At 64.7% G+C, this 12,488-nt stretch carries 11 protein-coding genes; 7 read left to right on the forward strand and 4 right to left on the reverse strand.

The genetic code is table 11. The annotated features are described in order from the left end of the window. Positions 1 to 70: 70 nt before the first annotated feature. Both WKB88_RS03045 and WKB88_RS03050 read right to left on the reverse strand, forming a co-directional pair. Entirely contained in the window at positions 71 to 1,114 is a 1,044-nt protein-coding gene (locus tag WKB88_RS03045) for a LacI family DNA-binding transcriptional regulator (RefSeq protein ID WP_341393065.1), read from the reverse strand. A 56-nt stretch (positions 1,115 to 1,170) separates the two neighbouring features. Beyond that, complete coding sequence (locus tag WKB88_RS03050) at positions 1,171 to 2,082, reverse strand: aldose-1-epimerase (RefSeq protein ID WP_341393066.1); 912 nt, start codon at positions 2,080 to 2,082, stop codon at positions 1,171 to 1,173. A 287-nt stretch (positions 2,083 to 2,369) separates the two neighbouring features. Between WKB88_RS03050 and WKB88_RS03055 the strand changes: the two genes are divergently transcribed. The 7 genes from WKB88_RS03055 to WKB88_RS03085 all read left to right on the forward strand — a co-directional run bounded on the left by WKB88_RS03055 (position 2,370) and on the right by WKB88_RS03085 (position 10,390). Further along, positions 2,370 to 3,701, forward strand: coding sequence for an ABC transporter substrate-binding protein (locus WKB88_RS03055; RefSeq protein WP_341393067.1), 1,332 nt, complete (start codon positions 2,370 to 2,372; stop codon positions 3,699 to 3,701). A gap of 103 nt (positions 3,702 to 3,804) precedes the next feature. Continuing rightward, positions 3,805 to 4,704, forward strand: a complete 900-nt coding sequence (locus WKB88_RS03060; RefSeq protein ID WP_341393068.1) for a carbohydrate ABC transporter permease — start codon at positions 3,805 to 3,807, stop codon at positions 4,702 to 4,704. Between the two features lie 11 nt (positions 4,705 to 4,715). Next, complete coding sequence (locus WKB88_RS03065; protein WP_341393069.1) at positions 4,716 to 5,669, forward strand: carbohydrate ABC transporter permease; 954 nt, start codon at positions 4,716 to 4,718, stop codon at positions 5,667 to 5,669. Between the two features lie 5 nt (positions 5,670 to 5,674). After that, positions 5,675 to 6,994 (forward strand): arabinan endo-1,5-alpha-L-arabinosidase, encoded by a 1,320-nt coding sequence (locus WKB88_RS03070; protein ID WP_341393070.1) that lies wholly within the window; start codon positions 5,675 to 5,677, stop codon positions 6,992 to 6,994. Next, entirely contained in the window at positions 6,991 to 7,689 is a 699-nt protein-coding gene (locus WKB88_RS03075; RefSeq protein WP_341393071.1) for a YesL family protein, read from the forward strand. Before WKB88_RS03070 ends, WKB88_RS03075 begins: the two co-directional genes overlap by 4 nt. Positions 7,690 to 7,781: 92 nt before the next feature. Beyond that, positions 7,782 to 9,335 (forward strand): arabinosylfuranosidase ArfA, encoded by a 1,554-nt coding sequence (gene arfA / locus WKB88_RS03080; RefSeq protein ID WP_341393072.1) that lies wholly within the window; start codon positions 7,782 to 7,784, stop codon positions 9,333 to 9,335. Positions 9,336 to 9,412: 77 nt separating this feature from the next. Further along, positions 9,413 to 10,390 (forward strand): arabinan endo-1,5-alpha-L-arabinosidase, encoded by a 978-nt coding sequence (locus tag WKB88_RS03085; protein WP_341393074.1) that lies wholly within the window; start codon positions 9,413 to 9,415, stop codon positions 10,388 to 10,390. 32 nt (positions 10,391 to 10,422) lie between these two features. Here WKB88_RS03085 and WKB88_RS03090 read toward each other — a convergent pair whose 3' ends face one another. Together WKB88_RS03090 and WKB88_RS03095 are read right to left on the reverse strand one after the other, a co-directional pair. Continuing rightward, a complete protein-coding gene (locus WKB88_RS03090; protein WP_341393075.1) occupies positions 10,423 to 11,169 on the reverse strand; it encodes an ABC transporter ATP-binding protein in 747 nt (248 codons plus the stop codon). A 71-nt stretch (positions 11,170 to 11,240) separates the two neighbouring features. Next, positions 11,241 to 12,329, reverse strand: a complete 1,089-nt coding sequence (locus tag WKB88_RS03095) for an ABC transporter permease (RefSeq protein ID WP_341393076.1) — start codon at positions 12,327 to 12,329, stop codon at positions 11,241 to 11,243. Positions 12,330 to 12,488: the final 159 nt, after the last annotated feature.

Here is a 12,488-nt window from a genome sequence, read left to right on the forward strand (position 1 = left end):
TGTGTCTCATTGTCAAGACGAGGATATTTCAGCGAAACGAAGCGCGCCCCCGCCGCGCCGGTGGTGCCTCCTATTGCCCCGGGGGAGCGGTGCTGCTGCGGACCATCAGCTCCGGTGCCGGCAGCTCTTCGGGCGTGCCGCCCGCAGTTCCCCCTGATTCCCCGCCCGCACCGGCGGCGGAGCCGGCAATCTGCAGCAGGAGCCGATCGATGCAGTACCTGCCCATGCTGCGGAAGTCCTGGCGGATGGTGGTCAGCGGCGGAAGGAAGTAGGCCGCTTCGGGCTGGTCATCAACACCCATGACACTGATGTCTCCGGGGACACTGATACCGCGCTCATGCAGAGCACGCATGAACCCCAGGGCCATCTGGTCATTGGCGACAAATACGGCGGTGTGCGCGTCGGCGTCGAACTCCAGCCCGTTGCGGTAGCCGGATTCCGCACCCCAGTCACCGGTCATCGGCGGCGCAGCCGCCAACCCGCGGGCCTCAAGCTCGGCTCGCCACCCGGATGCCCTTCGCTGCGCATCGATCCACTGCTCGGGTCCGGCAAGGTGTGCGATGCTCCGGTGCCCAAGGTCGGCCAAGTGCGCCACTGCTGTCCGTGCCGCCTGCTCCTGGCTTCCTTCCGGGGCCAGTCCGCCGGCCACGACTTCCAGGGGAATGGTCAGCTGCAGGTCGCGGAACAGGTCGACGCCGGCCTGTACGGGTGCCACCACCACGATTCCATCGGGCGCCTGGTTGAGGAGATGGTTGACAGACTCCAGCATGGCGTCCGGGGATAGCTCCCGCAGGCCGGCCACGCTGACAAAGTATCCCTCCCGAAAGGCTGCCTCCTGCAGGCCCAGCAGGGTGCTCGCCGGTCCGTACTGCTCAAGTTCGGTAATGATGACGCCGATCACCTTGGAAGAGCGCGTCACCAGGGACCGGGCCGCAGCATTTCGCCGGTAGCCGAGCTCCCCGATGGCTGCAGAAACCCTTTCCCTCGTGGCCTGGCTGACGTTGGGGTGTTCATTCAAGACCCGGGAAACCGTCTGGTGGGACACGCCGGCAACGCGGGCTACGTCCTCCATGGTGGGCGGCGCGCCGGAGAGCCTGCGCTGTAACGGTGCCATGGGCTGCTTTCTGTCGATCTTCACGTGTGTCTGTGCGGTGCCGGTAGGCCGGAAGGCTATCCGGCGCTGACAGTGTACGAAAATGCATGCTCGTCGCCGGGTTCCAGCACAATGAGGTCAGTGCCGGTATTGAAGGCATTCGGCGGGCAGGACATGGGTTCAACGGCCATGCCCAGGCGTCCGAGCTCTTCTCCGGAGTACACCTGCAGCCAGCCCGATCCCTCCGGCCCGGCCGGGGAGGAAAGTACCGACGCGTCGCCCGTCGCGGGGTCGCGCAGGCTCACCTCCCAGCCGCCGTCGGGCAGGCCGGTGAAGGCGTGGTCCAGGCTCATGGCGCCCAGGACGCGGGGCTGCGAGAAATCGTAGTCCGTGCCCGCCGTTTCCTTCAGCTCCAGGGGCAGCAGGCGGTCGTCGGTCATGAGCACCCGCGAGGCGGCAAAGCCCACTTCGCAGTCGTCCACCGACCGGCCGACGGTGAGGTACGGATGGGAGGAAACGCCGTAGGGCGCAGCCGTGCGGCCTGCATTGCGGGCACTGACCGTCACGGTTAGGCCTGCTTCCTCAGTGAGCGCAAACTCGGCCCGCAGCTGCAGCTGATGCGGGTAGCCCGGCTGCCCGTGCAGCGTGTGCTCCAGCACGACGGCGTGCTCCGAGCGGGACGCAACCTGCCAGTCCACCCAGACCGCCAGGCCGTGGAGCGCGGTTCCCGTGGACGCTTCATTAACGGGAACCTCATACGTTTTACCCCGGAAAACGTACGTGCCGGAGTCGATGCGGTTGGGCCAGGGAACAAGCGTTTTGCCCGCGTAGGCGTGCGGAACGAGATCCGGGTCGAACGGGAGCACCAGGTCGCGTCCACCGTGGCGCAGACTTTGGATTCCTGCTCCCACAGTGGCTATCCCTGCGCTGTAGGGACCTGCCTCCAAAGTGATGATCTGTCCGTTGGGGCTAACGGCCGGCCTGTTCATATTCGGGTCCTCTCGTCGGCTGTGCTGATGCAGTAGCTGTCCCGGGGTCAGCGGCCCTGCCTGCGGAGCACCCGCCGGCCCTGCCAAAGAGCTGTTTGCCCAGTTTACCTGTTAGCGCTAACACAACCACGCAATTTCCAATACCGGAAATGCCCGAGTGATGCCTTGACGGCGGAGCAATCGCGTGGAATATTGCTCTTGCAACGTTGTAAACGTGGTTTGGCTCACATTCTTCAGGCGGCAGCGGCCGCACCCCAGGCACCATTTACCGGAAGGACTACGTGATAATGAGGTCACGTTCACTGACTGCAGGCGCGGCAATGGTCGCAGCCGCAGCCCTTTTACTCAGCGGATGCTCCGAATCTTCGGGCGCTGATTCAGACGAGAAAAAACTGACGTTCATGTTCCGCGGGGGACCGGACGAGAAGACGGCGTACGACGCCGCCGTAGCCCGCTTCGAGGAAGCCAACGGCGTTGACGTCGAAATGATCGTCACTACGGCCGACGAGTACAACACGAAGCTGAAAGCTGCCATTGCAGGCAAGCAGATTCCTGACGTTTTTTACGTTGCCCCGGGCGACGTCCAGTCCTACGTCGGCAACGGCATCATCAAGGACATCACCGCCGATGTTGAAGGCGTGGAATCGATCGATCTGGACAATATCTGGGACTTCGGCATCGACAGCTACCGCTACGACGGCAAGCTCATGGGACAGGGCCCCATCTATGCACTGCCCAAGGACATCGGCCCGTTCTCCTTTGGCTACAACAAGACGATGTTCGAGGAAGCCGGCATTCCGCTTCCCGATGCGGACAAGCCGTACTCGCTGGCCGAATTCGTGGACGTAGCCAAGCAGCTGACCAAGGACACAGACGGCGACGGTGCGCTGGACCAGTGGGGGACCGGGCTAAACGTCTCCTGGAACGTCCAGGCGTTTGCCTGGTCCAACGGTGCGGACTTCCTTAACGAGGACCGCACCAAGGTCACGGTGGACACTCCGGAGTTCGCCGAAGCCCTGCAGTGGTTTGCGGATCTGCAGAACGTGCACGGAGTAACTCCCTCTGCCAGCGAGGCCCAGACCCTCGACACCTACCAGCGCTGGATGCAGGGTGAAATCGCCTTCTTCCCCGTGGCGCCCTGGGACCTGTCGACGTACGAGAAGCTGCCGTTCGATTACGACGTTATTCCCTATCCGGCAGGATCCACCGGGGAGGCCGCCTCGTGGATCGGCACCCTGGGAATTGCCGTCGCGGAAAGCAGCGACTTCCCGGAGGAGGCAGTCAAGCTGGCCCAGTACCTCTCCACCGATGTGGAAGCGCAGCAAACCCTCGTGGACGCAGGGGTGCAGATCCCCAATCTCAAGGACATGGCCGAAACCTGGGCTGCGGACTCAACCACCAAGCCGGCGAACAAGCAGGAATTCCTGGACATTGTGAACGACTACGGCCGTCCGCTGCCGGGCGGCTTCACCTACAACGGCGAGTGGTACGACGAATTCTTTACCAACATCCAGCCGGTCCTCGACGGCGATCAGACGGCAGCGGACTATCTGAAGGAAGCCCAGCCCAAGATGCAGCAGTTCCTGGATTCAGCCAATCAGCAGGCCGGTATCGGCTAGCACTTCCAGACCGCAGGTGCCGCGGCCCTTACCCGGCCGCGGCACCTGCCCCACCACGGCCAGGTGCCGTGGGATCGATCAGCACAATCAAAGAGGATTACTGATGTCCCAGACTATGCGCCGGTCAACGCTGCACCGGGGGGAGCACCGGGCCGCCCTGGCCTTTGTTGCCATTCCCGTCCTCGGCTTCCTGCTCTTCACGCTTTATCCGCTCGGATATTCGATATATGCATCTTTTACCGACTGGAACGGTTTGTCCGCACCGAAATTCAGCGGCCTGAAAAACTACGTCACGATGTTCAACGACCCGTACTTCCTCAAATCCCTGTGGAACACGGTCTTCATGATGATCGCCATTCCGATCGGGCTGGTGGTGTCGCTGGCCCTGGCACTGGCAATGAACCGGAAAATGCGGGGAACCACATTCTTCCGGACCGTGTACTATCTGCCGGTCATTTCCTCCATTGCAGCCGTTGCCATTCTGTGGCAGTGGGCCTTCAACGGCGACTTCGGACTTATCAACCAGGTTCTGGCGCTGGTGGGCATCGACGGCCCCAACTGGCTGCAAAACGCCGACACGGTCAAGCCCGCCCTGATGCTCATGGCTGTGTGGAAGGGCCTGGGCTACTCAATGCTCCTCTACCTGGCGGCGCTGCAGTCGGTTCCGCGCCACCTGTACGAAGCAGCTGCCCTGGACGGAGCCAACGCCTGGAAGCAGTTCCTGCACATCACGCTGCCCATGGTCAGCCCGGTGACGTTCTTCCTGCTCGTAACCAGCATTATCGGCGGCTCGCAGATCTTCGTCGAAGTGAACATCATGACTCCCACCGGCGGCCCGGAATTCTCCTCTGCAACCATCGTTTGGTACATCTGGCAGAAGGCCTTCGACAACCTGCAAATGGGATACGCCTCCGCCATGTCCGTGGTGCTGGGCCTGCTGGTCTTCGTCGTTACTTTCCTGCAGTTCCGCCTTAACCGCCGCAACCAGTTCTCCATCGATTGAGGGCGACCACTATGTCATCGTCACATCTGCTCACTCCACCGCTCAATCCCGCCGATCCCATCCCGGGAGCCCCGGATAAACCGGGCATCGGCCGCCGGGCGGCCCGCGAGCGCCGCGGCGGTCCCGGCCCCGGCCGCCGCTTCTCGCCCGGCAACCTCATTGTCGGAATCTTCCTCTCGCTGGGCGCCGTCATCATGGTCGCCCCGCTGGCCTGGACTTTCTCCACCTCCCTCAAAACCCGGGACAATGTGTTTGCCCTTCCGCCGCAGTGGATCCCCGATCCGGTGCAGTGGGAAAACTACATCCGCGTCTGGACAGCCGGTCCGCTGCTGAGCGGCATCCAGAACAGCCTGATCGTGGCGTGCTCGGTCACCATTGTCGGAACCGTGTTTTCGGGCCTGGCTGCCTTCGCCTTCGCGAAGATGCGCATGCCGTTCAAGAACGTCATCTTTCTGTTCCTCCTCGCAGCCCTCATGGTGCCGTTCCCCACCCTGATGATTCCGCAGTTCACGATGTTTGCCGGGCTCGGCTGGGTGGACACGCTCCTGCCGCTGATTGTGCCGTTTGTCTTCGGCAATATCGTGATGATCTTCTTCCTCCGGCAGTACCTGAACAACGTCCCGGACTCCATCGTCGAAGCCGCGCGGCTTGACGGCGCGTCCTTCCTCCAGATTTTCATCCGGCTCATTCTGCCCATCATCAAGCCGGCCGTGGCGGCACAGTTCATCCTGTGGTTCATGGCCGTCTGGAATGACTATCTGGCGCCCATCATTTACCTGAACTCTCCCGACATCCAGACGCTGCAGCTCGTCATTGCCAGCTTCAACGCCCAGTACGCCATCCAGACCGATTACCCGCTGATTATGGCCGCCTCATTTATCGCCCTGCTTCCGGTACTCGTGGTGTTCCTCATTTTCCAGCGGCAGATCATCGAGTCGATCGCGCTGACCGGGTCAAAGGGCTGACCGTGGTGACCGGCCACATACAGCCCGGCGGGGCCCTTGAAAGCCAGGGGCTCAGGCACGCCCACGACCCAACCGTGGTGCGCAGCGATGACGGCACATACTGGATGTTCTCCACCGACGCCCTGGCCAATTCCGCCGATGTTCCGGCAGGCGTCCACGTCCGCCGCTCGCAGGACCTCGTGACCTGGGAGTACGCCGGCACGGCGCTCGACGGCGTACCAGGCCCCGCAGCACAGTGGACGGGAGCCGCAGGACTCTGGGCCCCCGACGTCGTTCGCTGGACGGACGGCAGCTGGCGCATGTACTACTCCGCCTCCACTTTCGGCTCCCGGACCTCGGCGATTGGCCTGGCCGTGGCCGCCCACCCCGGCGGCCCCTGGACGGACCGGGGGCTGGTGCTGAAAACCACCCAGGGCGAATCGGGCCACAACGCCATCGACGCCGCCGTCAGCTTTGACCGCAGCGGGGATCCCTGGCTGGCCTACGGCTCCTTCTTTGACGGTATCTACACGCTGAAGCTTGATCCCCGGACAGGTTTGGCAGCCGAGGACGGTCCCGGCACACTCCTGGCCCGGCGCCCGCCCTCGGTGGACGGCGCGGTGGAAGGCGCCTTCATCCTGTACCGGCCGCAGGAGGACCGCTACGTGCTGTTCCTTTCCTACGACTCGCTGTTCGGCACCTACAACATCCGGACCGCCGTGGCAGCGGAGATCACCGGCCCCTACCGCGACTGGAACGGGCACCTCCTCACCGAAGCAGAGCCGGAGCCCGGGGCCGCGGGAACCAAGATCCTGGGCAGTTATGGATTCCCCGGCGGCACGCGGTGGCTGGCCCCCGGGCACAACTCCGTATTCATTGACACGGGGCTCACTGACACTCCATTCTCCGCGGCCGGGCAGGAGGAGGACGAATACTTCATGGTGCATCACGTGCGTTTCGCCGAAGATCCGTCCCGGCACACGGCCCACCTGCGGCGGCTGTACTTCACGGCAGGCGGGTGGCCGGTGGCCTCGCCGCAGCCCTTTGCCGGCCGGGAAACAGAGCGGCTGCCCGAACCGTCGGGCGTTGACGGCTCCTGGCTGGTGGCGCAAATGGATCCGCTGAGCACCGAACCGGTCTCCGCCCGCAGAATGACCCTGGCGTCACCGGAGCTGCCGGCCAGCGACGGAACACCTTCGACGGCACGGGTGCTGGTCAACGGAACGGAAATCGACGCTGTGGTGTTTGCAGGACAGGACTGGGCCGGCGGACGCATTTCCCTGTGCTTCAGCGGTATCGACGCGGGCGGAACCGCCTGGTTCGGTACCAGGGAAGGAGAGTTATGACCACGTCATTGGGCTGGGCCGAGCGTCTGATGCAATGGCTAGCCTTCGGCATGCGCCTGGTCCTGATCAATGTGCTGTTCCTCGCAGGGACGATTGCCGGGCTGGGAGTCCTTGGCCTGTTTCCGGCAGCTGCCGCGGCTTCCGCCCTGCTGGCCCGGCTGCGGGCCGGAACGGCAGAGGACCGGCTGGTCCGGGACTTTGTCGCCGTCTACCGCAGGCAGTTTGTGCACATGAACCGGGTGGGGAGCATCTTCTGGGCCGCTGCAGTACTGGCGGTGCTGAATATCCTGTCATTCAGTACCCCCGGAATCAGCCCGCTGTCCGGACCGTCCCCGGCCGGAGCGGTCCTGTTCTCACTGTTCGCCGCGGTGTGCCTGATCGCACTTGCAGCGGCTTTCACCGCCGTATCGATCTGTGTCCGCTACCGCGACACGGTGCTCCGCACATGGCGCCTGGCACTGGTCCTGCCCATTGCCTCGCCTGTTGCAGGCCTGGGAGTCCTTCTCACCCTGGCCGCCGCGGGGTCGGTATTCACCGCTGTTCCGGTGCTCATTCCGCTGGCGGGCGCATCCCTGCCCCTGCTGCTGACCGGATGGCTGCTGGACCGCCGTCTGGGCGAGCTGGCTGTAGTTCCCGCGCCGGCCCCGGCCCCCGCCCCGGATATGAAGGGCTCGCACGCCGCCTCCGCTGCCTGAGTCCAGACATACCTGATATCTCCACCGCACCCCTCAGACCCCATTGTTACTCAGACCCCATTGTTACAACGTTGTATAGAAAAGGAAGATCCATGACCGCCACCAGCACTGCTGCAAGTGAAACCGCAGCTGCGCCAACAACCATCCCCGCCACCGCCGTCATCTCGCGTGCGGCAGCGGTGGCACCCATTGACCGGCGGATCTTCGGTTCCTTTGTGGAACACCTGGGCCGCTGCGTCTATGACGGCATCTACGAACCCGGACATCCCACGGCGAACGAGGACGGCTTCCGGCTGGACGTCGTTGAACTCGTTAAGGAACTCGGCTCAACCACCATCAGGTACCCCGGAGGGAACTTCGTCTCCGGATACCGCTGGGAAGACGGTGTGGGCCCGCGGGAGCAGCGGCCCGTGCGCCGGGATCTCGCCTGGCACGCTATTGAAACCAACCAGGTGGGCCTGAACGAATTCGCCCGGTGGTGCAAACTGACCAACTCGGAACTGATGATGGCGGTCAATCTGGGCACCCGCGGAATCGAGGAAGCGCTGGACCTGCTGGAATATGCAAACCACCCGTCGGGAACAGCCCTGAGCGAGAAGCGGATCGCCGACGGAACGCCGGAACCGCACAACATCCGTATGTGGTGCCTCGGGAACGAGATGGACGGGCCCTGGCAGATCGGGCACATGTCCGCGGAGAATTATGGCCGGCTGGCCGCACGCACAGCGTCGGCCATGAAGACAGCCGACAGCAGCCTGGAGCTGGTGGCCTGCGGCTCATCGGGATCCGCCATGCCCACCTTCGGCGAGTGGGAACGGGTTGTGCTGGAGCACAGCTACGAGCACGTGGACTACATCTCGTGCCACGCCTACTACCAGGAGCGCAACGGCGACCTCGGTTCCTACCTTGCCTCCTCCCTGGACATGCAGTACTTCATCGAAACGGTGGTGGCCACCGCCGACCACGTCAAACACAAGCTCCGCAGCAGCAAGACGCTGAAACTCTCCTTTGACGAGTGGAATATCTGGTACCTGGACGAACACCGTGCATCGGATGAGGTCAATGACGAGTGGCGGGTGGCACCGCGGCAGCTGGAGGACGTCTATTCCGTGGCGGACGCCGTCGTGTTCGGCAACCTCCTGATGACGCTGCTGAAGAACCACGACCGCGTGGGGTCGGCATCGCTTGCACAGCTGGTAAACGTCATCGCTCCGATCATGACCGAACCCGGCGGGGACGCCTGGCGGCAGACCACCTTCTTCCCGTTTTCGGTGACCTCCCGGCTGGCCCGCGGCGAGGTGCTGCTGCCGCGGGTGTCCTGCGGCACCTACTCAACGGCCGTGTACGGCGAGGCTCCGCTGGTGGACGTTGTGGCCACCACCGACAGCGCAACCGGCGCCTCCGCCGTTTTTCTGGTGAACCGCAGTCAAACCGAGACGCTGGAGGTGTCAATCGACGTCAGCGACCTGGATGCAACCGTGGTGACCGAAGCCCATACGCTTCACGACGAGGACGTATATGCCAAAAACACCCGTACGGACCAGGGACGCGTGAGCCTGAAGGAGCTTCAGGAAGTATCGCTGCAGGACGGTGTGCTAACGGTCCGGCTGGCTCCGGTGTCATGGTCCGCGCTCGCCCTGGCCTGAGTGCGGCGCCGGGCACCGGCGGGATTTCCCCGCGGCGTCGCGCGGCACGGCTGCACCGCAGGGGAGGCAGCAGGCTGATGCCGGCTGCCTTCCTCGCGGCGTGCCTTGCCCTTGCCCTGGGCCTGGCCAGCTGTGCGGGTCCGGCAGGCCTGCGGGAGTCCGGCGGCGACTTCTTCACCCATGATCCGGCCCTGGTTGCGGGAACGGACGGCGAACCTTGGTTCGTCTATTCCACGGGCAACGGGCAGGTGGCTGACGGCAACATTCAGATCCGCCGGTCCGAGGACGGCGTGGAGTGGGAATATGCCGGCGAAGTGTGGCAGGAAAAACCGGAATGGATCACGGAGGCAGTGCCGAAGACGGACAACCTGTGGGCTCCGGAACTGTACGAGCACGAAGGCACGTGGTACCTCTACTACTCCGCGTCGTCGTTCGGCAGCAACCTCTCGGTAATCGGGCTGGCCACCAACACCACCCTGGACCCTGCGGATCCCGGCTACAAGTGGGTGGACCGCGGGCCCGTCATATCTTCCCTGGGCGAGGACTTCAACGCCATCGACCCGGGGATAGTGGAGGATGCCGAGGGAACCCCCTGGATGAGTTTCGGCTCCTTCTGGTCCGGTATCCGCATGGTCGAGCTGGACTGGGAGGACGGGAAACGCGCCGGCGACGCCGAACCGCTCACCCTGGCCGGCCGCGGGTCCCCGCCCAACGCCATCGAGGCCCCGTACATCCTGCCCCGCGACGGGTTCTACTATCTGTTCGTGTCCCGTGATTTCTGCTGTCAGGGCACCGACAGCACGTACAACATCGCAGTGGGCCGCTCGGAAAGCGTAACCGGTCCGTATCTGGATGCTGAAGGGGTTCCCATGACCGAGGACGGCGGCACCCCGGTCCTCTCCCGCGACGGCGACCGTGCGGGGCCGGGCGGACAGTCGGTGTTTGGGGATTACCTGGCGTTCCACTATTACGACGCGGGCCTCGACGGGGCCTTCCGGCTGGGCATCACACAGTTGCAGTGGAAGGATGGCTGGCCGGAAGCCTCGTGGTCCTGACGGCAGTCGACGGCTGTAAATCTTCCGGTTCGCTAGCGGGCAAAGTCCGCGAGCGAACCGGGGGTGAGGCGGCCGTCGCGCATGCCCGCGACGGCGTCGGTCAGCGGCACAAACTCGGTGTCGTGCGTGACCAGAACCGTTCCGAAACCGAATTCGCGGGTCAGCTGCACGAGCAGCTTGACGATGCTCTCGGACCGTTCATGGTCCAGGGCCGCGGTGGGTTCATCCACCAGCATGAGCGCCGGGCTGCCCATCAGTGCCCGGGCAATGTTCACGCGCTGCCGCTGCCCGCCGGAGAGCTGGTGCGGCCGTTTGTCCGCGGCCGGCGCCAGACCCACCAGATCCAGCAGCTCGCGTGCCCTCGCATCGGAGGAGGAGGACCGGATGCCGCGCAGCCGGTCGGTAATGACCAGCTGCTCCACGGCGGTGAGCGAGGGCAGCAGGTTGGGCTGCTGGAAGATCAGGCCCACCTTGCCGCGCCGCAGGGTGGTGCGCCCGGCGTCGTCAAGCGCGGCGGTGGCCGTGCCGGCCACGGAGACACTTCCCGCTGTTGGCTGGATGAGGGTCGCCGCCACGGCCAGCAGCGAGGACTTGCCGGAACCGGAGGGGCCAACCAGGGCCAGGACTTCTCCGGCCGGCACCTGCAGGCTGACATCGTCCAGGGCCTTGAGGGTCCCTTCACCGTCCGGGTACTCGAGCGTGACGCCGGCGAGCGCCAGGGCGGGAACCGGACCTGCGGGGGTCTGGGTAATGTCGAGGGGCAGGGGGGAGGAATGCATGGGAGAGTCCTTTCGGGAAGACGTACGGGAACGCATGGCGGAACGGGGAGGCAAGCCCACGGGTTGACCCCTCAGTTCCCGCCCAGCGCGGTGAGCGGATCCACCTTGGTGACACTGCGGACGGCGAGTGCGGCGCCGGCAAGTCCCAGCAGGACGATGCCGACGACGGGAAGCACCGTTGTGGTGAAGCTGAGCAGGAACGGAGCCACGCGGGCGGCCACCGCGCCAAGGCCCACTCCCGCCAGCCCGCCGGCAACAGCCCCGCCGGTCAGGACAATTGCGGCCTGGGCCAGGGCATCGCGGAGCAGGTAAGAAGTTGAGCCGCCCAGGGCCTTGAGCACCGCGATGTCACGGGTGCGCTGCACAGTCCAGACGGTCAGGAAGGCCACGATGACCAGTGCGGATATGCCGTAGAGGAAAACCTGCATCATCAGCAGTGAGCCGTTTTCGGAGGTGTAGGACCCCAGGGCGCTGAAGGAGCCCCTGACGTCGGTGGAGACGGTACCGGCCGCGGCATCAGCCTGCCCGGCGGCGTCTTTGGAGGCGTCCGCGACAATGACTGTGGCGATGGGTGCCTTCGGCAGGCCGGCGTCGTTGGTGTGTGCAACCTGCTGCCAGACATCCAGTGCTGCCCAGGCCACCGGCGTGTGGCTGTACCAGGAGTCCTCGGAAATCGACGTGACCGTCAGCTCCCGCCCGCCGAGCGCCACCGTGCCGCCGACGGTGACACCGAGGTCCTCCGCCGTGGAGGCACCCAGGATGACGCCGCCGTCGTCAACGGTTCCGGGAGCCAGGGAAGAACCCGGTTCGACGCCGAAGACGGCCACATTGGAGGTGGACCCGGCAACGGCACGGGTTTGGGTGATGCCCAACGGCTGCGCGTTCGCCACCCCGTCGGTGTCCCGCCACTGCTGCAGCTGCTGGTCGGTCACCACGGACTCGGTGTAGGAGGCCTTGGCTTCCCCGTTACCCGGGGCGCCGAAAGCCACGGACGTGATTCCGTTGTCGGCAAGGGAGGCGACGGCGGCGGTGTTTTGGTTGCCAAGGCCCGCGGTGAGCCCGGAGAGCAGCACCAACAGGAGGGAGATCAGCGCAACGACGCTGCCCATCAGGGCAAAGCGGCCCTTGGCGAAGCGAATGTCACGAAGTGCGAGATACACGGAAGGTCCTTTCATAACAGCCGGGGGTTCCGGCCGGTGATGTCCACGCTTTCCAGCCTTCCGCGGATGCGGACAGAAACCATCGGGAGCGCGGTTGATTGGCCGCGTCCATGGGGGTGAGGGCCGGGTCCACCGTTTGGTTGATGTGCCGCCGGCCCG

Origin of the sequence: Arthrobacter sp. G119Y2, assembly GCF_038069765.1 — a bacterium.
Lineage (GTDB): Bacteria > Actinomycetota > Actinomycetes > Actinomycetales > Micrococcaceae > Arthrobacter_B.